Origin of the sequence: Streptomyces sp. NPDC047525 (genome assembly GCF_040643025.1) — a bacterium.
Lineage (GTDB): Bacteria > Actinomycetota > Actinomycetes > Streptomycetales > Streptomycetaceae > Streptomyces > Streptomyces durmitorensis.
Window position 1 is genome coordinate 385,099 of the sequence record NZ_JBEYTL010000009.1, and the last position, 22,575, is coordinate 407,673.

At 69.6% G+C, this 22,575-nt stretch carries 17 protein-coding genes and 5 tRNA genes; 13 read left to right on the plus strand and 9 right to left on the minus strand.

All coding sequences use genetic code 11. The annotated features are described in order from the left end of the window. Window positions 1-131: 131 nt before the first annotated feature. Together purF and purM are read left to right on the plus strand one after the other, a co-directional pair. Window positions 132-1,658 carry an amidophosphoribosyltransferase gene (purF, locus tag ABZ833_RS27885; protein ID WP_361051707.1) on the plus strand — a complete coding sequence of 509 codons (1,527 nt, stop codon included), beginning with the start codon at window positions 132-134 and terminating at the stop codon, window positions 1,656-1,658. Between the two features lie 35 nt (window positions 1,659-1,693). Beyond that, window positions 1,694-2,788 (plus strand): phosphoribosylformylglycinamidine cyclo-ligase, encoded by a 1,095-nt coding sequence (gene purM, locus ABZ833_RS27890; protein WP_361051710.1) that lies wholly within the window; start codon window positions 1,694-1,696, stop codon window positions 2,786-2,788. 110 nt (window positions 2,789-2,898) lie between these two features. Here purM and ABZ833_RS27895 read toward each other — a convergent pair whose 3' ends face one another. After that, on the minus strand, window positions 2,899-3,159 hold the full coding sequence (locus ABZ833_RS27895; RefSeq protein ID WP_361051713.1) for a DUF3073 domain-containing protein: 261 nt from the start codon (window positions 3,157-3,159) through the stop codon (window positions 2,899-2,901). 290 nt (window positions 3,160-3,449) lie between these two features. Further along, window positions 3,450-4,532, minus strand: a complete 1,083-nt coding sequence (locus tag ABZ833_RS27900) for a Glu/Leu/Phe/Val dehydrogenase dimerization domain-containing protein (RefSeq protein WP_361051716.1) — start codon at window positions 4,530-4,532, stop codon at window positions 3,450-3,452. A 209-nt stretch (window positions 4,533-4,741) separates the two neighbouring features. On the opposite strand from ABZ833_RS27900, the gene ABZ833_RS27905 reads away from it, so the two are divergent. Further along, window positions 4,742-5,611, plus strand: a complete 870-nt coding sequence (locus tag ABZ833_RS27905) for a hypothetical protein (protein WP_361051719.1) — start codon at window positions 4,742-4,744, stop codon at window positions 5,609-5,611. 489 nt (window positions 5,612-6,100) lie between these two features. Then, window positions 6,101-6,307 carry a developmental transcriptional regulator BldC gene (bldC, locus tag ABZ833_RS27910; protein WP_003949541.1) on the plus strand — a complete coding sequence of 69 codons (207 nt, stop codon included), beginning with the start codon at window positions 6,101-6,103 and terminating at the stop codon, window positions 6,305-6,307. 546 nt (window positions 6,308-6,853) lie between these two features. On the opposite strand, the gene ABZ833_RS27915 is transcribed toward bldC, so the two are convergent. From ABZ833_RS27915 to hrpA, 3 genes are all read right to left on the minus strand, one after another. Further along, window positions 6,854-7,063 carry a DUF6274 family protein gene (locus tag ABZ833_RS27915; protein WP_361051722.1) on the minus strand — a complete coding sequence of 70 codons (210 nt, stop codon included), beginning with the start codon at window positions 7,061-7,063 and terminating at the stop codon, window positions 6,854-6,856. 258 nt (window positions 7,064-7,321) lie between these two features. Next, window positions 7,322-7,396, minus strand: a tRNA-Asp gene (locus tag ABZ833_RS27920). A 95-nt stretch (window positions 7,397-7,491) separates the two neighbouring features. Beyond that, window positions 7,492-11,469, minus strand: coding sequence for an ATP-dependent RNA helicase HrpA (gene hrpA / locus ABZ833_RS27925; protein WP_361051725.1), 3,978 nt, complete (start codon window positions 11,467-11,469; stop codon window positions 7,492-7,494). A gap of 83 nt (window positions 11,470-11,552) precedes the next feature. On the opposite strand from hrpA, the gene ABZ833_RS27930 reads away from it, so the two are divergent. The 4 genes from ABZ833_RS27930 (at window position 11,553) to ABZ833_RS27945 (ending at window position 14,817) form a co-directional block, all read left to right on the plus strand. After that, the gene (locus ABZ833_RS27930; RefSeq protein ID WP_361051728.1) at window positions 11,553-11,954 is read left to right on the plus strand and encodes a hypothetical protein; all 402 of its coding nucleotides are present in this window, start codon (window positions 11,553-11,555) and stop codon (window positions 11,952-11,954) included. A gap of 63 nt (window positions 11,955-12,017) precedes the next feature. Beyond that, window positions 12,018-12,770: a DsbA family protein gene (locus ABZ833_RS27935; RefSeq protein WP_249589053.1), complete on the plus strand. Its 753-nt coding sequence runs from the start codon at window positions 12,018-12,020 to the stop codon at window positions 12,768-12,770. Further along, the gene (locus ABZ833_RS27940; protein ID WP_361051731.1) at window positions 12,767-13,624 is read left to right on the plus strand and encodes a cytochrome c biogenesis CcdA family protein; all 858 of its coding nucleotides are present in this window, start codon (window positions 12,767-12,769) and stop codon (window positions 13,622-13,624) included. Before ABZ833_RS27935 ends, ABZ833_RS27940 begins: the two co-directional genes overlap by 4 nt. A 29-nt stretch (window positions 13,625-13,653) precedes the next feature. Next, complete coding sequence (locus tag ABZ833_RS27945; RefSeq protein WP_361051734.1) at window positions 13,654-14,817, plus strand: ABC transporter permease; 1,164 nt, start codon at window positions 13,654-13,656, stop codon at window positions 14,815-14,817. Between the two features lie 262 nt (window positions 14,818-15,079). On the opposite strand, the gene ABZ833_RS27950 is transcribed toward ABZ833_RS27945, so the two are convergent. The 4 genes from ABZ833_RS27950 to ABZ833_RS27965 form a co-directional block, all read right to left on the minus strand. Beyond that, window positions 15,080-15,153, minus strand: a tRNA-Phe gene (locus tag ABZ833_RS27950). A 22-nt stretch (window positions 15,154-15,175) separates the two neighbouring features. Further along, a tRNA-Asp gene (locus ABZ833_RS27955) sits at window positions 15,176-15,250 on the minus strand. Between the two features lie 39 nt (window positions 15,251-15,289). Then, window positions 15,290-15,362, minus strand: a tRNA-Glu gene (locus tag ABZ833_RS27960). Between the two features lie 79 nt (window positions 15,363-15,441). Further along, window positions 15,442-16,992, minus strand: a complete 1,551-nt coding sequence (locus ABZ833_RS27965; protein ID WP_361051737.1) for a metallophosphoesterase — start codon at window positions 16,990-16,992, stop codon at window positions 15,442-15,444. A gap of 59 nt (window positions 16,993-17,051) precedes the next feature. Between ABZ833_RS27965 and ABZ833_RS27970 the strand changes: the two genes are divergently transcribed. From ABZ833_RS27970 to ABZ833_RS27990, 5 genes are all read left to right on the plus strand, one after another. Next, on the plus strand, window positions 17,052-17,402 hold the full coding sequence (locus ABZ833_RS27970) for a metallopeptidase family protein (protein ID WP_190082831.1): 351 nt from the start codon (window positions 17,052-17,054) through the stop codon (window positions 17,400-17,402). 109 nt (window positions 17,403-17,511) lie between these two features. Continuing rightward, window positions 17,512-18,075 carry a hypothetical protein gene (locus ABZ833_RS27975; RefSeq protein WP_361051740.1) on the plus strand — a complete coding sequence of 188 codons (564 nt, stop codon included), beginning with the start codon at window positions 17,512-17,514 and terminating at the stop codon, window positions 18,073-18,075. Between the two features lie 311 nt (window positions 18,076-18,386). Further along, window positions 18,387-20,690, plus strand: a complete 2,304-nt coding sequence (locus ABZ833_RS27980; RefSeq protein ID WP_361051743.1) for a DEAD/DEAH box helicase — start codon at window positions 18,387-18,389, stop codon at window positions 20,688-20,690. A 109-nt stretch (window positions 20,691-20,799) separates the two neighbouring features. Then, a complete protein-coding gene (locus ABZ833_RS27985) occupies window positions 20,800-22,359 on the plus strand; it encodes an amino acid permease (protein ID WP_361051746.1) in 1,560 nt (519 codons plus the stop codon). Between the two features lie 121 nt (window positions 22,360-22,480). After that, window positions 22,481-22,556, plus strand: a tRNA-Lys gene (locus ABZ833_RS27990). Window positions 22,557-22,575 lie beyond the last annotated feature (19 nt).

Below are 22,575 nucleotides of genomic sequence, written 5' to 3' on the forward strand. Positions count from 1 at the left end.
TGTCAACGCTCCCGCTCACCTGTTCACAAGGGCTTCGTACTCCACGTACGCACCGGGGGCGTCATCACGCTCCGTGTGGGGCCCGTATCCCCAATTCGGACCAGTGGTCGATCTCGCCTACACTCGGTGTCGTGCCACGTGGTGACGGTCGACTCAATCATGATCTGCTCCCCGGCGAGAAAGGCCCCCAGGACGCTTGCGGCGTCTTCGGTGTCTGGGCTCCGGGTGAAGAGGTCGCCAAGCTCACTTACTTCGGGCTGTACGCCCTCCAGCATCGAGGCCAGGAGTCCGCGGGAATCGCGGTCAGCAACGGCTCCCAGATCCTTGTCTTCAAGGACATGGGGCTGGTTTCCCAGGTCTTTGACGAAACCTCTCTCAGCTCGCTCCAGGGTCACATCGCGGTCGGTCACGCCCGCTACTCGACCACCGGGGCCTCCGTCTGGGAGAACGCCCAGCCGACGTTCCGTGCCACCGCGCACGGCTCCATCGCGCTCGGGCACAACGGCAACCTCGTCAACACGGCCCAGCTCGCCGAGCTGGTCGCCGACCTGCCCAAGGAGAACGGCCGCGCGACCCAGGTCGCGGCGACCAACGACACCGACCTGGTGACGGCTCTCCTCGCGGGCCAGGTGGACGACGACGGCAAGCCGCTGACCATCGAAGAAGCCGCCACCAAGGTCCTCCCGGACGTGCAGGGCGCCTTCTCCCTCGTCTTCATGAACGAGCACACGCTGTACGCGGCCCGCGACCCGCAGGGCATCCGCCCGCTGGTCCTCGGCCGCCTGGAGCGCGGCTGGGTCGTGGCATCGGAGTCCGCGGCGCTCGACATCTGCGGCGCCAGCTTCGTCCGCGAGGTCGAGCCCGGCGAGTTCATCGCGGTCGACGAGAACGGACTGCGAACGTCCCGCTTCGCGGAAGCGAAGCCCAAGGGCTGTGTCTTCGAGTACGTCTATCTGGCGCGCCCCGACACCGACATCGCGGGCCGGAACGTCTACCTCTCGCGCGTCGAGATGGGCCGAAAACTCGCCGCGGAAGCTCCGGCGGAAGCCGACCTCGTCATAGCGACCCCGGAGTCCGGAACGCCCGCCGCGATCGGTTACGCGGAAGCATCCGGCATCCCCTTCGGAGCGGGACTGGTCAAGAACGCCTACGTCGGCCGGACCTTCATCCAGCCCTCGCAGACGATCCGCCAGCTCGGCATCCGTCTCAAGCTGAACCCCCTCAAGGAAGTCATCAAGGGCAAGCGTCTTGTCGTCGTCGACGACTCGATCGTCCGCGGCAACACCCAGCGCGCCCTGGTCAAGATGCTCCGCGAGGCAGGAGCCGCCGAGATCCACATCCGGATCTCCTCGCCGCCCGTGAAGTGGCCCTGCTTCTTCGGCATCGACTTCGCGACTCGCGCCGAGCTCATCGCCAACGGCATGACGATCGATGAGATCGCCACGTCCATGGGCGCCGACTCCCTCTCGTACATCTCCATCGACGGCATGATCGAGGCCACGACCATCGACAAGCCGAACCTCTGCCGCGCCTGCTTCGACGGCGTGTACCCGATGGATCTCCCCGACCCCGAGCTGCTCGGCAAGCAGCTCCTGGAGACGGAGCTGGCCGCCGGTCCGGCGTCCACGGCAGCGGCCGACGCGATCCGTCGCCCGTAAGCCCCGTAGTAACGACACGAAAGTTCTCACCCCACATGTCTGCTGAGTCTTTTGAGCATGCTCCGCACGCGGGCACTGGTGCCAGCTACGCCTCCGCAGGCGTCGACATCGAGGCGGGCGACCGCGCCGTCGAGCTGATGAAGGAGTGGGTGAAGAAGACGAAGCGCCCCGAGGTCCTCGGCGGCATCGGCGGCTTCGCCGGACTCTTCGACGCCTCCGCCCTCAAGCGCTTCGAGCGCCCCCTCCTCGCCTCCGCCACCGACGGTGTCGGCACGAAGGTCGACATCGCCCGCCAGCTCGGCGTGTACGACACCATCGGGCACGACCTGGTCGCGATGGTCATGGACGACATCGTGGTGTGCGGCGCGGAGCCGCTCTTCATGACCGACTACATCTGCGTCGGCAAGGTCCACCCCGAGCGTGTCGCGGCCATCGTGAAGGGCATCGCCGAGGGCTGTGTGCTCGCCGGCTGCGCCCTCATCGGCGGCGAGACGGCCGAGCACCCGGGCCTGCTCGGCCCGGACGACTTCGACGTCGCGGGCGCCGGCACGGGCGCGGTCGAGGCCGACCGCGTGCTCGGCCCCGATCGCATCCGTAAGGGGGACGCGGTCATCGCGATGGCGGCCTCCGGTCTTCACTCGAACGGGTACTCGCTCGTCCGGCACGTGGTCTTCGACCGTGCGGGATGGTCCCTGGACCGCAAGGTCGAGGAGTTCGGCCGCACGCTCGGCGAGGAGCTCCTGGAGCCCACCAAGATCTACTCCCTGGACTGCCTGGCGCTCACCCGCACCACGGACGTCCACGCCTTCAGCCACATCACGGGCGGCGGCCTCGCGGCGAACCTGGGCCGGGTCATCCCGGACGGCCTGCACGCGATCGTCGACCGCGAGACCTGGACGCCCGGCGCGGTCTTCGACGTCGTCGGCAAGGCGGGCGGCGTCGAGCGCCTTGAGCTGGAGAAGACGCTGAACATGGGCGTCGGCATGATGGCGATCGTCCCCGAGGAGTCCGCCGACGCGGCCCTCGCGACCCTCGCGGACCGCGGCCTGGACGCCTGGATCGCCGGTGAGATCACTGAGCGCGGGGACCACGCGACGGGCGCTGAGCTCATCGGTGACTACTCCAAGTAAGCCCTCAGGGCAGCACAAAACCCGGTCCGGTGTGGTGACCACCCCGGACCGGGTGAAGTGCAGTTGCTACGAGAACTGCGAATACTGCAAGTGCTGCGAATGCAACGAGGTCAAGCGCCGCGGCGCTGCGACGAGGGACCGGACTCTTCGGCAGAGTCGTCGTCCTCGTCGTCGTTATACAGATCCGCGTACTGGGCGTACGGGTCGTCTTCCTCGTCGTCGTCGTCTTCGAACGGCTCGCTGTTAGGCGGCTGTTGCGAAGTCGAAGCGCCCAGCTCATTGGCCAGACGCGACAGGTCAGTCCCGCCGCTGCTGTACTTCAGCTGGCGGGCGACCTTCGTCTGCTTGGCCTTTGCCCGGCCGCGCCCCATGGCTCGACCCCCTCGGATATGGGGCTTGGTGACCCCAGAGTCTTGACACGCGTTCATGATCAGGAACGGGCTCTCCGTGGAGAGGCCGGTCCGTAGGGCTTCCACGGTACCTGCTCCTGCGGCCATACGGTACGTCGCCCGCAGGACGCGCCTCGGCGCAGAACCCGCGAGGAGCCCTGTCCTCGCTGGTCAACTGCGATTTTAACCTCTTCTTGCCGGGCGACCCGCCGACGGGGGTGAGTCTTGTCTCTCGCGCACGTCGGCGGGGCCCTCTCGCGGCACCTGCGGGATCAGCGGAGGCGGGCCTCCGCCATCCGCTGTTCGGCGATCCTGTCGGCTGCCGCGGCCGGCGGAATGCCGTCTTCCTTCGCACGAGCGAATATGGCAAGAGTGGTGTCGAAGATCTTCGACGCCTTCGCCTTGCACCGGTCGAAGTCGAAGCCGTGCAGCTCGTCGGCGACCTGGATCACGCCGCCGGCGTTCACCACGTAGTCGGGCGCGTAGAGGATCCCGCGGTCGGCGAGGTCCTTCTCCACACCGGGGTGCTCGAGCTGGTTGTTGGCCGCGCCGCAGACCACCTTCGCGGTGAGCACCGGCACGGAGGAGTCGCTCAGGGCGCCGCCCAGCGCGCAGGGGGCATACACGTCGAGGCCCTCGACCCGGATCAGGGCCTCGGTGTCGGCGACGGCGGTCACGGACGGGTGCTTGTGGACGATCCGGTTCACGGACTCCTCGCGCACGTCGGTGATCACGACATCGGCACCGTCCTCCAGGAGGTGCTCCACGAGGTGGTGGCCGACCTTGCCGACGCCCGCGACGCCGACCTTGCGGCCGCGCAGCGACGGGTCGCCCCACAGATGCTGGGCCGAGGCCCGCATGCCCTGGAAGACACCGAAGGCGGTGAGCACGGAGGAGTCGCCCGCGCCGCCGTTCTCGGGGGAGCGTCCTGTGGTCCAGCGGCACTCGCGCGCGACGACGTCCATGTCCGCGACGTACGTACCGACGTCGCACGCCGTCACGTAGCGGCCGCCGAGCGAGGCCACGAAGCGCCCGTAGGCGAGGAGCAGCTCCTCGCTCTTGATCTGCTCGGGGTCCCCGATGATCACGGCCTTGCCGCCGCCGTGGTCGAGACCGGCCATGGCGTTCTTGTACGACATCCCGCGCGCGAGGTTCAGCGCGTCGGCGACGGCGGCTTCCTCGCTCGCGTAGGGGTAGAAGCGCGTGCCGCCGAGGGCGGGGCCCAGGGCGGTGGAGTGGATGGCGATGACGGCCTTGAGGCCGCTGGCACGGTCCTGGCAGAGCACTACTTGCTCATGGCCCCCCTGGTCCGAGTGGAACAGGGTGTGCAGGACGCCGTTGTCTGCTTCGGTCACTGTGGTGACTCCCGGTCAAGTGGCGGCGGTTGGGCGGGCGCCCGTGCGGGTGGCGGGGCCCGATGGGCATGAGACTAGAGCCTGGAAGAACCCGGTGGCCGCGCAGTGCCGAGGATCACCCTCTCCCGGCGCAGTCAGGGGTACGGCGGAGTTCGGCCATGGCACGCTTTGCAGTGTTTTCCAGCCGGTACGCGGGGGAGGGAGCAGCCGTGCCCAAGGTGTCTTCGTTGGTCGTCCCGTACGCGTCCTACTTGCGCGTTTATGAGCCACTCGCTGCTTTCCCCGAACCCGAGCGCGGCCACTGGGCGCGCTACGCGCGTCGCACCGACCGCCCCTCGTACCAGGACGAACTGAGGCGCTCCCTGGCCGACTTGCTGCCCACGCCGCCGGTGCCCGTGCCGGTGCACGAGAGCAGCGACGCGTTCGTGGTGGAGGCCGACGGAGTGGTGTGCGTCTGCCCCTGGCGCACCCGGCTGCGCGGCTGGCAGGCCCTGGGCGAGCTGCCGGGGCAGCTGCCGACGCCGGTCCTCGACGCGGTCCTGCCGCCGGTGGTGCGCCGCCAGACGGCCGCGGACTACGAACAGTGGCTCGTCCGGAACCCCGACGCGCGCCCGTGGATCCGTACGTCGACGTGGCAGGTGCCCCTGAACTGGTTCGTGCTCGTCTCGGACGAGGAGCGTCAGTTCGAGAAGGGGTACGAGGAGGGGCGTGAGGGCGACGAGGCGGCGGCCTGCGCGCCCGTCCTTCGCTACCGCACGCCCATGGTGCAGGCGCGGCGCCGGGTGGCCCGCGGCCTGCGGACGCTGCGGGACACGATCGACGAGGGGCCGCTCGTCGACGGGCTCACGGAGGTGGGCCGGTGGCTGGAGGAGTTCCATCCGCGCTCGCTGGTCGAGCTCGACTACGGCGGGCTCGTGCACGCCCTGTCCGAGGAGCAGCTCGACGAGGACCACTCGGCGGCGGACGTGGCCGAAGGAATCGAGGCGCTGCGCAACGGCGACGGCGAGGGGGCCGGCGAGGCGTATGCGAGGCTCATGGAGCGATGGAGGGCGGTCCGGGACCGCCAGTTCTCGAACTGAGCGTCAGCCCGGCCGCGCGCGGGTCATCCCTACGTGTTGCCTACACGGGACGTAGGTCCCGATCCGGGCTTTTGTATCAAGCGTGACGGACCGCACTTACGGGGCCCTTGCGCCCATCGCCCCCCCTCGTGCCAAAATAGGACAAGGAGTCCGGGGAGGGCTCCTTCCGTCCATGTATGGGCGGAATACTCGACATTGCACGCTATGGGGGGTCTGTTGACTCCTGATCGCTCTGTGACTGATCGTCACTGTGGCGTGACTGTCCGCTATGGCATGGTCCATCGGCTTCCGTCGCTGATAGACACCTGGGAGGGCAATTCCATCGGTTTGGCCGACGTGGCTGGACGGATGGTGTAGTTGTAGTGCCGAGGACAAGCCGTTCGTCCTATAACCGACTCGACTCGCGTCCGCCATTTCGGGCAACGCGGGTCAAGGTGCAGAATTTAGAGGAATGAACCGAGAAGGTTCGGTTCTCCGAGGAGGCCGCTCATGACCGCTCGCACCCCTGATGCCGAGCCGCTGCTGACCCCGGCTGAGGTTGCCACGATGTTCCGCGTCGACCCCAAGACGGTGACGCGCTGGGCCAAGGCTGGCAAGCTCACGTCGATTCGCACGCTCGGCGGCCATCGCCGTTACCGCGAGGCTGAGGTCCGCGCACTGCTCGCGGGTATCCCGCAGCAGCGCAGCGAGGCCTGATTTACCGCATTACCGCAGTACCCGGACGAAGAGTACGACCGGTCCTGGGTCCCCCAACCCAGCCACAACGTCCGACTTTTAGCTACATGCGACGCGGGCCCCGCCCCAACGGGTCCCACGCCTGAGCCTCATGGGTGAGTCGTTTCGATCGCGCTGGACTCCGCCGGGTCCAGCGCGATCTTTTTTGTGCGCCCGGTAGGCCCTGGTGAGCGCCCCTGTGAGCGGGCTTGTTGGTCTCTGAGGGGTGCTGGGGCCGCGCTGTGGGGAGGCTGTGGCGCCACCCTTCCGTCACCCTTGTGCGGCCCGGGCGGACGCTGTGCGGGGTGGTGCAATTGCACATATTAAATTGACCTGTTGTAAGGCGGGGGTAAGTTCAGGGGTTTCCAAAACAAGTTCGGTGACACCCGTCACACGCCGTGAGTCTTGTTGCCTGCGATACCTCTGAGCTAGAGGAGATCCCGGAACATGCAGGGGAGTTGGCTCCGCGCGCCCGAGGCTCTACCCCTCACCCTCCCACCACCGGGGTGGGTCGCGGGTCGGCTTTGGTCACGCGTTCGGGGGACTTTCGTCCTCACCCGGCTCGCAGCCGCTCTCACAGCCGCTCTGGGCGGCAGGGGCGGTCTCCAGGGCGAGGCGCTCGAGGCGGTGGCAGATCGGACAGTGCCGCGTCAGGTGGCGATAGCTGGTCGCCGCGGAGAGGTGGGCGCGCAGCAGTGCGCGAGTCTCGTGCCGTGCGGACGCCGCCGAAGCCGTCATGCGCCACCTCCCGCTGGGGAGCGGTCCCGCCCCGTTCCCTGTTGTCTAGGTACCGGCGGAATGTGACGGAGTCAAGATGCGGGAACGACAACGGGCCGTATCCCCAAGGGATACGGCCCGTTGCCGACGTACGCAAGAAGGGCCGCACTCGATCAACGAGTGCGGCCCTTCGGCAGTGTGGCGAGAGCAGTTGGGGCGGGTGAGGCGGTACGCAAGAAGGGCCGCACCCGTTTGCCGGGTGCGGCCCTTCCTTTACTGCGGTCCTGACGGGATTTGAACCCGCGGCCTCCACCTTGACAGGGTGGCGAGCACTCCAAACTGCTCCACAGGACCTTGCTCTGCGGCGCTGATTACTGCGTTGCGCTGCGAGACAGGACTCTACAGCAGCTCACGGGCGCTGGTCGAACTCGCTCTGTGTGAGCGGGCCGTCACGGCGCCGCGGCGTCGATCGCCTTCACGATCCGCTTGTCCGAGACGGGGTACGCCGTGCCCAGCGCGTGCGCGAAGTAGCTGACGCGCAGCTCCTCCAGCATCCAGCGGATGTCCAGGACCTCCCGGGGGACGGGACGGCCCTGCGGGAGCTGTTCCAGGAGCCAGGCGTACTCGTCCTGCATCTCGTGGACCTTCTCCATGCGCGAGGTGTCCCGCTGCACGTTCGTCGGCATCTGCTGGAGCCGGCGGTCGGCGGCCACCATGTAGCGCATCAGGTCCCCGAGGCGGCGGATCCCCGTGGCCGTGACGAAGCCGGGGCCGACGAGGGCGTCCAACTGCGTCCGTACGTCCGTGAGGTTGGCCAGAAGCGTCGGGCTCTTCGTCGACTTCAGGCGGCGCTCGCAGGCCTGCCAGGCGGCGATGACCTGCTGGACCTGGCTCACCGTGCGGACCGTCGTGTCGACGATCTCCGCGCGCACCTTCTCGTACAGCTTGCGGTACGACTCCTCGTCCCAGGCGGGACCGCCGAAGTCACCGATCAGCTTGTCCGCCGCCGCCATCGCGCAGTCGGCGAAGAGCGCCTGGATGGAGCCGTGCGGGTTCGCGGACAGGGCGATCTTCTGGGCGTTGGTCAGTTTGTCCGAGGCGAATTTGGCCGGATTCACCGGGATGTTGCGCAGGATCAGGCGACGCGTGCCCTTCCACATCGCCTGCTGCTGCTCGGCCTCGGTGTCGAAGAGGCGTACGGAGACGGTGTTCGCCTCGGAACCGTCGTCCACGAGCGCCGGGTACGCCTTCACCGGCTGGCCCGCGCGCCGGGTCTCGAAGACGCGGCTGAGGGAGCCGAGCGACCAGTCCGTGAGGCCCGTCCGCTCGACCGCGGAGCCACCCGTCCGCTCGGCCGTCGCCGCGGCCGCCTGCGAGAGGGCCTTGCGGGCTTTCGGGCGGAGCTGGAGCTTGAGCGCCTCCAGGTCCTTGTCCTCGGCGAGCTTCTTGCGCCGCTCGTCGGTGATCCGGAAGGTGATCTTCAGGTGGTCCGGTACGCGGGTGAGGTCGAAGTCGTCCGGCGAGACCGGGACGCCGACCATCCGCTGGAGCTCCCGCGCCAGCGTCACGTGCAGCGGCTCCTGGAGCGGGACCGCCCGGTCCAGGAACGCCGTCGCGTAGTTCGGCGCCGGGACGTAATGCCTGCGGACCGGCTTGGGCAGGGAGCGGATCAGCTCGATCACGACCTCCTCGCGCAGGCCGGGGATCTGCCAGTCGAAGCCGTCCGCCGTGACCTGGTTCAGGACCTGGAGCGGGACGTGGACCGTGACGCCGTCCGCGTCCGCGCCCGGCTCGAACTGGTAGGTCACCTTGAACTTGAGCGGCCCCTGGCGCCATGTGTCGGGATAGTCGTCCTTCGACACGTCGCCCGCGCGCTCGTTGATGAGCATCGACCGCTCGAAGTCGAGCAGCTCGGGCTCCTCGCGCTGCTTCTTCTTCCACCAGGAGTCGAAGTGCGCGCCGGACACGACGTCCTCGGGCACCCGCTGGTCGTAGAAGTCGAAGAGCGTCTCGTCGTCGACGAGGATGTCGCGGCGCCTCGCGCGGTGCTCCAGCTCCTCCACCTCGGTCAGGAGGCGGCGGTTGGCGGCGAAGAACTTGTGGTGCGTGCGCCAGTCGCCCTCGACGAGCGCGTTGCGGATGAACAGGTCGCGGGAGACCTCGGGGTCGATGCGGCCGTAGTTCACCTTGCGGTCGGTGACGAGCGGGATGCCGTACAGCGTGACCTTCTCGATCGCCATCACCGCCGCCTGGTCCTTCTCCCAGTGCGGCTCGCTGTACGTGCGCTTCAGGAGGTGCTGGGCGAGCGGCTCGACCCACTCCGGCTCGATGCGCGCGTTGACCCGCGCCCACAGGCGGGAGGTCTCGACCAGCTCGGCGGACATGATGAAGCGCGGGGGCTTCTTGAAGAGCGCGGAGCCGGGGAAGACCGCGAACTTGGCGTTGCGGGCGCCCAGATACTCGCCACGCCCGCCGCGCTGCTTGGGGTCGCTGTCCTTGGACTCCTTCACGTCCTTCATCCCGATGTGGGAGAGGAGCCCGGCCAGGAGCGAGATGTGCACCTGCTGCTCGGGGGCGTCGTCCTCGTTGAGGTGGATCCCCATCTGCTTGGCGACCGTGCGCAGCTGCGTATAGATGTCCTGCCACTCGCGGATCCGCAGGAAGTTGAGGTACTCCGCCTTGCACATCCGGCGGAACGAGGACGAGCCGCGCTCCTTCTGCTGCTCGCGGACGTACCGCCACATGTTGAGGAAGGCGAGGAAGTCGGAGGTCTCGTCCTTGAAGCGCGCGTGCTGCTGGTCCGCCTGCGTCTGCTTCTCGGCGGGGCGCTCGCGCGGGTCCTGGATGGAGAGCGCGGCGGCGATCACCATGACCTCGCGTACGCAGCCGTTCTTGTCGGCCTCCAGGACCATGCGGGCCAGGCGCGGGTCCACCGGGAGCTGGGCCAGCTTGCGGCCCTCCGGGGTGAGGCGCTTCTTCGGGTCCTTCTGCGTCGGGTCCAACGCGCCCAGTTCCTGGAGGAGTTGGACGCCGTCACGGATGTTGCGGTGGTCCGGCGGGTCGATGAAGGGGAACTTCTCGATGTCGCCGAGACCGGCCGCGGTCATCTGCAGGATGACGCTCGCCAGGTTCGTACGGAGGATCTCCGCGTCCGTGAACTCGGGGCGGGCGACGAAGTCGTCCTCCGAGTAGAGGCGGATGCAGATGCCGTCCGACGTACGCCCGCAGCGGCCCTTGCGCTGGTTGGCGCTGGCCTGGCTGATCGCCTCGATGGGCAGCCGCTGCACCTTCGTACGGTGGCTGTAGCGGGAGATGCGGGCCGTGCCCGGGTCGATGACGTACTTGATGCCCGGGACGGTCAGGGAGGTCTCCGCGACGTTCGTCGCGAGGACGATCCGTCTTCCCGTGTGCTGCTGGAAGACGCGGTGCTGCTCGGCGTGCGAGAGGCGGGCGTAGAGGGGGAGGACTTCCGTGAAGCGGTAGTTCTTCTTGTTCAGCGCGTCCGCCGTGTCCCGGATCTCGCGCTCTCCGGAGAGGAAGACGAGGATGTCGCCCTTGCCCTCGCCCTGGAGCTCCTCGACGGCGTCCGTGATGGCGGTGATCTGGTCGCGGTCCGTGTCCTCGGAGTCGTCCTCCAGGAGCGGGCGATAACGCACCTCGACCGGATACGTACGGCCGCTGACCTCGACGATCGGCGCGTCACCGAAGTGCCGCGAGAACCGCTCCGGGTCGATGGTCGCCGACGTGATGACGACCTTCAGGTCCGGGCGCTTGGGCAGGAGCTGGGCGAGGTACCCGAGCAGGAAGTCGATGTTGAGCGACCGCTCGTGGGCCTCGTCGATGATGATCGTGTCGTACGCGCGCAGCTCGCGGTCCGTCTGGATCTCGGCCAGCAGGATGCCGTCCGTCATCAGCTTCACGTACGTGTCGGCGCCCACCTGGTCCGTGAAGCGGACCTTCCAGCCGACGGCCTCGCCGAGCGGGGTGTTCAGCTCGTCGGCCACGCGCTCGGCGACCGTGCGGGCCGCGATGCGGCGGGGCTGCGTATGGCCGATCATGCCGCGCAGGCCGCGGCCGAGCTCCATGCAGATCTTGGGGATCTGCGTGGTCTTGCCGGAGCCCGTCTCGCCCGCCACGATCACGACCTGGTGGTCGCGGATCGCCGCGGCGATGTCGTCCTTCTTCTGGCTGACCGGGAGCTCTTGCGGATACGTGATCTTGGGCAGACGGCTGCCCCGCTCGGCCATCCGCGCCGCTGCCTTGTCGACCTCCGCCGCGAGTTCGGCGATGACGGCGGCCCTGGCATCGGGCTTGCGGATCCGGCGCGCACCCTCGAGCCGGCGGCCGATCCGGTGCTCGTCGCGGAGCGAGAGCTCGGACAGGCGCGGGGCGAGGGTGTCGAGGGTGAGGGCAGGCTGCGTAGACATACGGCGTCCAGGATCTCACCCGCCGCTCGAAGGTGGCGAACCGATTTATCTGGCGGGGCGCCCGGGGACGTACGATTCCGGGCATGTCGTCCCGTGCGCGTCTGTCGTGGTGCCCCTTGCTGGGGGTGCTGCTCGTCGTGCTCGGGGCGTTCTGCGGGCCTGCGGTGGCCGCGGAGCCGACGCCCGCGAAGCCCAAGGTGTCGGTGCAGGCCGAGGTGCCTGCCGAAGCGTCCGCCGAAGCGTCCGCCGAGGTGTCCGCCGGGGTGCCCGGCTGCGGCAAGGGTGGTCAGCAGGACGCCGGTCAGGCTCCCGCCGCCCCGCCGCGCTCCAGTTCCGCGTACGAGCTGCTGCCCGCCCTGCATCAGGCCCACGCCGCGTCCGGTGCGTGGGGCTTCGACCAGACGGTGCCGTCCCTGACGCCGGAGCGCGGGCCGCCGCCGCTCGCGCCGCCCTCGCCTGTCGATCTCTCCATCCTGCGCGTGTAGAGGCCCCCGTCCGGGGCCCCTTCAACGACGTACAGACGTGCAGGAACGAGAGAGAACTCCCTGATGCCCAAGAACAACAACAAAAAGAAGAACATCGCCATCGGAGCGGGCGTGGCCCTCGCCGCCCTGCTGCTCGGCGCCGCTTCCTACAGCGCGACCAAGCCCGACGAGCCCTCATCGGTCACCGCGAAGGAGGAGTCCCCCGCGGACGTCTCCGCCGATCCGCAGGCCGGGGTCTACCCGGAGCTGGCCAAGCTCGCCCGGCGCGACGCCAAGGACCCGCTCGCCCAGGGGCGCGCGGACGCGCCGGTCGTGCTCATCGAGTACGCCGACTTCAAGTGCGGCTACTGCGGCAAGTTCGCCCGCGACACCGAGCCGGACCTGGTGAAGAAGTACGTCGAGGACGGCACCCTGCGCATCGAGTGGCGCAACTTCCCCATCTTCGGCGCGGACTCCGAGTCCGCCGCGCGCGGCGCGTGGGCCGCCGGGCAGCAGGGGCGCTTCTGGCAGTTCCACGCGGCGGCGTACGCCGACGGCTCCAAGGAGAAGGGCTTCGGGGGCGACCGCCTGAAGGAGCTCGCGAAGGAGGCCGGGGTCAAGGACGTCGGCCGCTTCTCGGACGACGCGGGCAGTGCCGAGGCCAAGGCGGCCGTGAAGAAGGACCAGGAGGAGGCGTACGGCCTGGGGGCCACGTCGACTCCGTCCTTCCTGGTCAACGGGCGGCCCATCTCCGGGGCGCAGCCTGACGAGGTCTTCGACCAGGCGATCGAGCAGGCGGCGAAGGCGGCGAAGCCGTCCGGGGCGGGGGACAAGTGACCGCCGATGTGGGGTACTTCGCGGCGTTCCTGGGCGGTCTGCTCGCCCTGGTGAGCCCGTGCAGCGCGCTGCTGCTGCCCGCCTTCTTCGCGTACTCGATCGACTCGACCTCGCGGCTGCTCGCCCGCACCGGCATCTTCTACGCCGGTCTCGCGACGACCCTCGTGCCGCTGGGCGCGGCGGGTTCGGTGGCGGGGCGGTTCTTCTTCGGGCACCGGGACCAGCTGGTGCTCGTCGCCGGATGGCTGATCATCGCGCTCGGTGTCCTTCAGGTCGTCGGGATGGGGTTCGCCTCGCGGAAGATGGCCGAGCTGTCGGGCCGCATCCGGCCGACGACGGCGGTGTCCGTGTACGCGCTTGGCGCGGTGTACGGGCTCGCGGGCTTCTGCGCGGGGCCGATCCTGGGGAGTGTCCTGACGGTGGCGGCGGTGAGCGGGAGCCCTGTCTACGGGGGGCTGCTGCTCGCCGTCTACGCGCTGGGGATGGCTGTGCCGCTGTTCGTCCTCGCGCTGCTCTGGGAGCGCTTTGACCTCGGGCGGCGGCGTTGGCTGCGGGGGCGTTCCTTCCGGATCGGCCGCTTCGAACTGCACACGACCTCGCTCCTGTCGGGCCTCTTCTTCGTGGCCCTCGGTGCGCTCTTCCTCGCGTACGACGGGACCACCGCGCTGCCGGGTCTGCTCGACGTGGACGACTCGTTCGCCGTGGAGCGGTGGGCCGGGGGCGTGGGCCGTGCCGTGCCGGACTCGGTGCTGCTGGTGGGTGTGGTGGCGCTGGTGGGTGCGGGGTTCGGGGTGCGGGCGTGGCGGAGGCGGGGGCGTGGCCCTGTGGAGGCTGAGCCAGCCGAGCAGGGGTAAGTCCGTTATAGGTGGTTTAGCGTATTCGTATGTCTGACCAGTCTGAGGAGCCTGAGCGGCCTGAGCGGCCTGAGCAGGGCGAACGGGAAGAGCGGCCTGAGCGGCCTGAGCAGGGCGAACGGGAAGAGCGGCAGCAGCACGGGGCGCACGGCCGGGTCCTCACCCGGAGCGAGCGCTGGTCGGCGTTCAAGGAGTCGCCCTTCCTGCCGGCGACCGTGCTGGTGTTCATCCTGGCCGCGGCCGCGGGGCTCTTCGCGGGCTCGTACACGTACTCCATGGCGAATCCGACCCCGCACCGCATCCCCACGGCGGTGGTCGGCGCGCAGGACGCTCCGCGGGGCGAGGAGTTCCTCGTCGGCATGGAGAAGGCGCTGAACGCCTCGCTGGAGTTGCACGCGTACGACAGCGTGGCCGCGGCGCGGGTCGGGGTGGAGGAGCAGAAGGTCTTCGCGGTCCTCGCCCAGGCTCCGGGGGACCGGGTCCTGTTCGAGGTCTCGGGGGCTTCGGGGGCATCGGTCGCCCAGGTGCTTGCCGAGACCGCGCCGAAGGTGGGGAAGCAGGTCGGGGTCCCTGTGACGGTGAAGGACATCAAGCCGCTCCAGGAAGGGGACCCGCGGGGGCTCGCGATCTTCTACATCTCGCTGGCGGCGGTGATCATCGGCTTCGTCGGGGCGATCCAGCTGAGCGTGCACGCGCGGGGCCTGAACCCGGCGGAGCGGATCGCCTTCACGGTTCTCTACGCGCTGCTCGGCGGGTTCGTGATCGCGGCGGTGGTGGACTGGTGGCTGGGGGCGGTGGATCTGCCGTTCGTCGAGTCGTGGCTGATCCTGGCGCTGACGATGTTCGCGTCGGGGATGGTCTTCACGATGTTCAACACGATGTTCGGGCGCTGGGCGATGATCCCGACGTGGGGCCTGATGGTGCTGCTCGGCAACCCGTCGTCGGGTGGGGCGGTTTCGTGGCCGCTGCTTCCGTCGGTGCTCGGCCACATCGGGCGCTGGCTGCCTCCGGGGGCGTCGGTGAACGCGCAGCACACGGCGGTGTACTTCGGCGGCCATCAGCACGCGTTTCCGTTCCTGGTGCTTGCGGGGTGGGCGGTGCTGGCCAGCGCGGTGTTCTGGGTGTGGCGCCACCGGCACCCGGGGGGCCGGGAGAGGGCTGCGGCCCATGCGGCTGCGCCTGGGGCGGCCTGAGCGGGGCGGTGCTGGTCTGTTGTGGGTGCGGGGCCGTGCCGGTATGTCCGTCCTCGCTGTCGTCCGGTGGCCGTGCAGTTCCTTCGGCGGGGGAGTGCTGCGAACCGTGCTCCGGGCGGACATACCGCCACGCCCCCTCGCGAGCGCTCCCGACTACCGGGCAACGGGTGGGCGGGCGGGAAAGCTCGTTCGTCCAGGGTCGGATGCGGGGGGTGTCGGGAACGCCGAAGGCCCCGTCCACTGGACGGGGCCTTCGAGGAAGTGGCTGGGGCCGGGATCGAACCGGCGACCTATCGCTTTTCAGGCGATCGCTCGTACCAACTGAGCTACCCAGCCACGCGATTCAAGGAATCGCAAGCGGTCCTGACGGGATTTGAACCCGCGGCCTCCACCTTGACAGGGTGGCGAGCACTCCAAACTGCTCCACAGGACCAAGCGTTGTGCGAGCACTAGTCTCGCACAAGGTGTTGCGTGCCCCCAACGGGATTCGAACCCGTGCTACCGCCTTGAAAGGGCGGCGTCCTGGGCCACTAGACGATGAGGGCTAAGGGCCCACCTGGGCGCTTTGCAGCGCGTCGGGGACGTGAGAAGCATATGGGATGCGGGGAGCTATCGCCAAAACGGTTATCGGGGGGCCGGGGAACCGCTCCCCGGGGAGCGGCCCGCAGGGGGCGGAGACGGTGTCGCGCCGGGCTGGTTCTCCTTGGGCAAGTGGCGGCTGACCTCCGCCTTCGTCAGGCCGAGGCCGCCCAGTTTGATCTCGTCCCAGGCCTGGAGGCGCCGGGTCTCCCGGTCCAGATAGAGGACCGACGCCTCGACCGGGTCCGGGTACTTGCCCTCCACGGCGCGCAGCCCGCTGCCCCCCGTCGAGCCCTCGATGCGCAGACGTGTCCCGTCTTCCATGACCTCCATCTCCTGGCGGTGCACATGCCCCGCCAGGACGAGCGGCACCTCGCCGTCCGTCTCGCGCGCGGCGTCAGGGTTGTGCGCGACCGCGATGTCGACGGGAGTGCCGGCCGCCCGCTGGTCGCGCAGGGCGGAGGCGAGGCCGATGCCCGCCATCTCCTCGACGGGCTTGCCCTCCGCCCGCACGGAGCGGTCCGGGGTGTACTGCGGGTCGCCCGTCCCGGCGAAGCGGAGGCCCGCCACCGACGCCGCCCCGCCCTCGTCCAGGACGTGGACGTTCTTCATGCGTTGCAGATAGCGCTGGGTCGTCAGGGAGTCGTGGTTGCCCCTGACCCACACGTACGGAGCCCCCAAGTCCTCGATCGGGTCGAGGAAGGCGTTCTCGGTGGCGCTCCCGTGGTCCATCGTGTCGCCGGAATCGACGATGACGTTGATGTCGTACTGCTCGACCAGCGAGGCGATGATCTTCCAGCTCGCCGGGTTGAGGTGGATGTCCGAGACGTGCAGGAGCCGGATCGTGGACGGGTCCGGCTGGTACGCGGGGAGCGTCGACGTCACGTCGTACAGCTTCGTCACGTTGGTGACCAGGCGCGCCAACTCCTGTTGGTACACATCGAATTCGCTCACGATGCTGCGCGCGTTGCCGACGACCGACGGCGCGCTGCTGAGCAGGCCCGAGAACTTCGGCTCCAGGACCGACTTCGGGTTCCACGTCGCGTACGCCGCCGCGCCCGACGCGGCGAGCAGGGCCAGGGCGAGGCCGCCCGCCGCCAGGGCCCTGCGCGGGCGGCGGTAGACCGCGAGGCCCAGCGCGGTGGCGCCTGCGACGACGGCGGCGCAGGAGCGTGCGGCCAGATCGAGCGTGCCGTGCCCGACGTCCTGCGTCACCTCGTCCTGGAGGCCCGCGATCCGCTCGGGGTGGTCGACCAGGGCCTGGGAGCGGACCGGGTCCAGGCGGTCCACGTCCACGTCCAGGCGGATGGGGGCGACGTGCGAGCGCAGTTCGAGGGCCCCGAGCGGGGAGACGTCGATCTTCGTGCCGCCCGTCAGCGAGGGGCGCAGCGTCATGCGCGTGTCCATCGGGCCCACCGGCGCGTGCACGCTGCCGACGATCAGCAGGCCGAGCCAGGCGCCGAGTACGACGACCGCCATCAGGCCCGCGGCGCGGCCGTACGGATGGGGAGGGCTGATGAGCTCGCTCACCGGGTGCGGGTGGCGGGAGCGGTAGTGGCGTACGAGGGCGGCGGGCGCACGGAAGTCGCGGGCCATTGGTCCGGTATGCCCATGGGGAGGGGCGGCTATGCGGGGCGGTGGCTGACAATGGGGGTGTGCTGGAGATGACGCGGGAAGAGTTCGAGGAACTGGTCGCCGAGGCGCTTGACCGGATTCCTCCCGAGTTGACGCGGTTGATGGACAACGTGGCGGTGTTCGTGGAGGACGAACCGCCGGCCGAGGATCCCGAGCTGCTCGGGCTCTATGAAGGGACTCCGCTGACGGACCGGGGCGAGTGGTACGCGGGAGTGCTGCCCGACCGGATCACCATCTACCGGGGTCCGACCCTGCGCATGTGCGAGTCGCGCGAGGACGTGGTCGCGGAGACCGAGATCACAGTGGTGCACGAAGTCGCACATCACTTCGGGATCGACGACGAGCGCCTGCACGCCCTGGGATACGGCTGACGGCCGGTGGCGGACGGCGGCCGTCGGCGGTCACGGTCCGTGTCCTCTTGCGGGGCAAGGGAGTTGGGTAGGACGTCCCCGCTTCTCAGCGCCTCGGAGGTGCTCGGCCGTGCGCCAGTTGTACGTTCCTGCTCGGTGGGCCGCGGCGGCAGTGGCCGTCATGGCGACCGCGGGCTGCATGAGCATCGGTGACGACGGGGGCGGCGAGCCCGGCCCCGCGCGGTCCGCGGGCGAGCGCAGCGCGGCCGCGGCCCCGGACGGCGGCAGCGTCACGCCCGGCGCCGGCTCGGCCGGCAAATCGGGTGCCGACCGCGGTGACGCGAAGGGCAAGAAGGGCAAGAAAGGCAAGAAGGGCGGGGGCAAGGGGCGGTCGGGCGCCCACGGGGAGTCCGGTTCCGATGCCGCGCAGGCCTCCGCCTCCGCGACCGGGGGCGGCGACGACCCCGCCCCGCCGACCAAGGACGGACGGCCCACGCCCACGCGTACGAAGCCGGACCCGCCGCGCCCCACGCCGACGCCCGAGCCCCCGAAGCCGACCCCTACGCCGACTCCTGAGCCCACTCCGGAGCCCTCGTCGTCGGCGCACGAGCCCCCGAAGCAGGACGCGCAGCTGGGGGAGCGGTCGGAGGGGCTCAGGTCGCGGGAGCCTTCACCGGAGGCCGGGCCCGCTTAGGCCGGGCTCGCTTGAGGCGGTTTGAGGCGGGTTACGTCGGGTTCCGGCCCTGTCCGAAACCCGCTTCCTCGCAGGTGAGACGAGCTGTGGGGGGTGGAATCCAAGGTGCCCCGGAGGGTGTGGTTTGCCTTCTGGGGGGTTGGGTGCGTATGGTGGTAGATCGTTTGATCCCATTTGCCCGGCGCCGAAAAAGAAGAGCGCCGCGTGGCGCGTACTCTCCCTTGCCGTGGCTGACCGCATAGAGGCGGTCCATTGCGAAATCACGGAGTTGACGGGCGCGTGCCGAGACTCCGGAAGGTTTCGCATTTCGCATGTCCATTTCTCATTCTGACCACGCCGTCCTGCCCGAGAACGAGACGACCGACGAGCTGACGGTCGACGCGGCCGAGGCCGTTGTCGAGACCGCCGAGGCCGTCGAGACCGTCGAGAACGTCCAGGCCACCGACGTCGTGGAGGCCGCCGAGCAGGTCGTCGCCGAGGCCGAAGAGCCCGCGACCGACGCTGCCGCAGAGGCCGACGAAAAGGCCGAGACCGGCCCCAGCTTCAGTGACCTCGGGCTGCCCGAGGGCATCGTCCGCAAGCTCGCCCAGAACGGCGTGACCGCCCCCTTCCCGATCCAGGCCGCGACCATCCCGGACGCCCTGGCCGGCAAGGACATCCTCGGCCGTGGCCGCACCGGCTCCGGCAAGACCCTCTCCTTCGGTCTTCCGCTGCTCGCGACGCTGGCCGGCGGCCGCACCGAGAAGAAGAAGCCCCGCGGCGTCATCCTGACCCCGACCCGTGAGCTCGCGATGCAGGTCGCGGACGCGCTGCAGCCGTACGGCGACGTGCTCGGCCTGAAGATGAAGGTCGTCTGCGGCGGCACGTCCATGGGCAACCAGATCTACGCGCTCGAGCGCGGCGTCGACGTCCTCGTCGCCACCCCGGGCCGTCTGCGCGACATCATCAGCCGCGGCGCCTGCTCGCTCGAGGACACCCAGATCGCGGTCCTCGACGAGGCCGACCAGATGTCCGACCTGGGCTTCCTGCCCGAGGTCACCGAGCTGCTCGACCAGGTTCCCTCGGGCGGCCAGCGGATGCTGTTCTCCGCCACGATGGAGAACGAGATCTCCACGCTGGTCAAGCGCTACCTGACGAACCCGGTCACGCACGAGGTCGACAGCGCCCAGGGCAACGTCACGACCATGACCCACCACATCCTCATCGTGAAGCCCCGCGACAAGGCGCCCGTCACGGCCGCCATCGCCGCGCGCAAGGGCCGCACGATCATCTTCGTCCGCACCCAGCTGGGCGCCGACCGCATCGCCGAGCAGCTCTGCGAGTCCGGTGTGAAGGCCGACGCGCTGCACGGCGGCATGACGCAGGGCGCTCGTACGCGCGTCCTGGAGGACTTCAAGAAGGGCTACGTCAACGCGCTCGTCGCGACCGACGTCGCCGCCCGTGGCATCCACGTCGACGGCATCGACCTGGTCCTGAACGTGGACCCGGCCGGTGACCACAAGGACTACCTGCACCGCTCCGGCCGTACCGCTCGCGCGGGCCGCTCCGGCACGGTCGTCTCGCTGTCCCTGCCGCACCAGCGCCGCCAGATCTTCCGCCTGATGGAGGACGCGGGCGTCGACGCCTCGCGTCACATCATCAACGGCGGCGGCACCTTCGAGCCGGAGGTCGCCGAGATCACCGGCGCCCGTTCGATGACCGAGGTGCAGGCCGACTCCGCGGGCAACGCCGCGACCCAGGCCGAGCGTGAGGTCAAGGACCTCACCAAGGAGCTGGAGCGCGCCACCCGCCGCGCGACGGAGCTGCGCGAGGAGGCCTCGCGCCTCACCGCGCGTGCCGCCCGCGAGCGTGGCGACGACCCGGAGACCGCGGTGGCCGAGGCCGCCGCCGCTGCCGAGGCCGCCGTCGAGGCCGCTGTCTCCGTCCCCGAGCAGCCGGCCGCTCCGGCCGCCCGCGAGGAGCGCCGCCCGCAGCGCGACGACCGCGGCAACTACGAGCGTGAGCGCCGTGACGACCGTGGTGGCCGTTCCTTCGAGCGTCGTGACGACCGCGGTGGCTCCGGCTTCCGTGGTGGCGACCGCCGTGAGGGTGGCGGTGGCTTCAACCGTGACCGCAACGACCGCGGTGGCTCCTCCGGCTTCCGTCGTGACGACAACCGTGGCGGTGGCTCCGGCTTCCGCGGTGGCGACCGTCGCGAGGGTGGCGGTGGCTTCAACCGTGACCGCAACGACCGTGGTGGCTCCTCCGGCTTCCGTCGTGACGACCGTCCCTCGGGCGGCGACCGTGGCGGCTTCCGCCGTGACGACAACCGTGGCGGTGGCTCCGGCTTCCGTCGTGACGACCGTCCCTCCGGCGGCGACCGTGGCGGCTTCCGTGGCGGCGACCGCCGTGACGACAACCGCGGTGGCTCGAGCTTCCGTCGCGACGACCGTCCGACGGGCGGCCACCGTGGCAGCGACCGCCCGTTCAACCGTGACCGCCGTGACGACCGCCCCTCCGGCGGCGCCCGCTCCGGTGGCCACGACCGCCCGGCGTTCAACCGCGACCGCTCCGGCACCGGCACCGGCTCCTTCGGCCGCCGTGACGACAAGCCGCGCTGGAAGCGCAACGGCTGAGGCCTGAGCGACTGAACCACGGCAGCGGGCCCGTCCCTTCGGGGGCGGGCCCGCTGCCGTATGCCAAACGTGACGTGTGTCATGTCCCTGCCGTGGGCAACGCTCGTGCATGAATCCACCACCGGAACCACCAGCCGGACCACCACCCCTACCCACGGCCGGCTCGGACGAGGAACGCCTGGCCCAGCTCGGCTACACGCAGGTCCTGGCCCGCCGCATGTCCGCGTTCTCCAACTACGCGGTCTCGTTCACGATCATCTCGGTCCTGTCCGGCTGCCTCACGATGTACCTGTTCGGCATGAACACCGGCGGGCCCGCCCTGATCACCTGGGGATGGGTCGGGGTCGGCCTGATGACGCTCTTCGTCGGTCTCGCGATGGCGGAGATCTGCTCCGCCTATCCGACCTCCGCCGGGCTCTACTTCTGGGCGCACCGCCTCGCGCCCGCGCGCACGGCCGCGGCCTGGGCGTGGTTCACGGGCTGGTTCAACGTGCTCGGCCAGGTCGCCGTCACCGCGGGCATCGACTTCGGCGCCGCGTCCTTCCTGGGCGCGTATCTGAACCTGCAGTTCGACTTCCAGGTCACCGAGGAGCGCACGATCCTGCTCTTCGCCGCGATCCTCGTACTGCACGGCCTGCTCAACACGTTCGGCGTGCGCATCGTCGGCCTGCTCAACAGCGTGAGCGTCTGGTGGCACGTCTTCGGGGTCGCCGTCATCGTCGGCGCCCTTGCCTTCTCCCCGGACTCGCACCAGTCGGCGTCCTTCGTCTTCACCGAGTTCGTCAACAACACGGGCTGGGGCAGCGGCCTCTACGTGGCGCTGATCGGGCTGCTGATGGCCCAGTACACCTTCACCGGGTACGACGCGTCCGCGCACATGACCGAGGAGACGCACGACGCCTCGACCGCCGGGCCCAAGGGCATCGTCCGCTCCATCTGGACGTCCTGGATAGCGGGCTTCGTCCTGCTCCTCGGCTTCACCTTCGCCATCCAGTCGTACGACGGCGCCCGCGAGTCGGGGACGGGAGCGCCGCCCGCCCAGATCCTCCTGGACGCGCTCGGCGCGACCACGGGCAAGCTGCTCCTGCTCGTCGTCATCGGCGCACAGCTCTTCTGCGGCATGGCGTCCGTGACCGCCAACTCCCGGATGATCTATGCCTTCTCGCGGGACGGAGCGCTGCCGTTCTCGCACATCTGGCACTCGGTCAACCCGCGTACGCGCACGCCCGTCGCCGCGGTCTGGCTCGCGGCCCTGGGCGCGCTCGTCCTCGGCCTGCCGTATCTGATCAACGTCACGGCGTACGCGGCGGTGACGTCGATCGCCGTCATCGGGCTCTACATCGCGTACGTCATCCCGACCCTGCTCCGGCTGCGCAAGGGCGAGGAATTCGAGCGCGGGCCCTGGCACTTGGGCCGCTGGTCACGTCCGATCGGCATCGTGGCGGTGGCCTGGGTGGGCGTGATCACGGTCCTTTTCATGCTGCCGCAGGTCTCACCGGTCACCTGGGAGACCTTCAACTACGCCCCGATCGCGGTCCTCGCCGTCCTCGGCTTCGCCACGACCTGGTGGCTGGCATCGGCCAGGCACTGGTTCCTCAACCCGGACCACGAGCGCACGGCGGCCCGCGAGGCGGCCCGCAAAGGGGCGCCGGAGCCGTCCGATCCCTGACCGCTGCGACGGCGGTCCGGGCCCGCACGCGGCCCGTCGCGGAACGCGCGACGGGCCGAGGAGGCGATACCCGATCGGACGCCTTGCCCTGTCCGGCTATGCTCGGGGGGTGCATCCGCACGGACCGTTAGCTCAATTGGCAGAGCAGTGGACTTTTAATCCATTGGTTGTGGGTTCGAGTCCCACACGGTCTACCACTCAGGCCCAGGTCAGGAA

Excerpts from the sequence above, each read along its gene's own strand:
- ABZ833_RS27895 (WP_361051713.1), bottom strand. The coding sequence starts at position 3,159 with ATGGGGCGCGGCCGGGCAAAGGCCAAGCAGACGAAGGTCGCCCGCCAG.
- ABZ833_RS27935 (WP_249589053.1), top strand. The coding sequence starts at position 12,018 with ATGCCCAAGAACAACAACAAAAAGAAGAACATCGCCATCGGAGCGGGC.
- bldC (WP_003949541.1), top strand. The coding sequence starts at position 6,101 with ATGACCGCTCGCACCCCTGATGCCGAGCCGCTGCTGACCCCGGCTGAG.
- ABZ833_RS27985 (WP_361051746.1), top strand. The coding sequence starts at position 20,800 with ATGAATCCACCACCGGAACCACCAGCCGGACCACCACCCCTACCCACG.
- ABZ833_RS27930 (WP_361051728.1), top strand. The coding sequence starts at position 11,553 with ATGTCGTCCCGTGCGCGTCTGTCGTGGTGCCCCTTGCTGGGGGTGCTG.
- ABZ833_RS27965 (WP_361051737.1), bottom strand. The coding sequence starts at position 16,992 with ATGGCCCGCGACTTCCGTGCGCCCGCCGCCCTCGTACGCCACTACCGC.
- ABZ833_RS27915 (WP_361051722.1), bottom strand. The coding sequence starts at position 7,063 with ATGACGGCTTCGGCGGCGTCCGCACGGCACGAGACTCGCGCACTGCTG.
- ABZ833_RS27945 (WP_361051734.1), top strand. The coding sequence starts at position 13,654 with ATGTCTGACCAGTCTGAGGAGCCTGAGCGGCCTGAGCGGCCTGAGCAG.
- ABZ833_RS27980 (WP_361051743.1), top strand. The coding sequence starts at position 18,387 with ATGTCCATTTCTCATTCTGACCACGCCGTCCTGCCCGAGAACGAGACG.
- hrpA (WP_361051725.1), bottom strand. The coding sequence starts at position 11,469 with ATGTCTACGCAGCCTGCCCTCACCCTCGACACCCTCGCCCCGCGCCTG.
- purM (WP_361051710.1), top strand. The coding sequence starts at position 1,694 with ATGTCTGCTGAGTCTTTTGAGCATGCTCCGCACGCGGGCACTGGTGCC.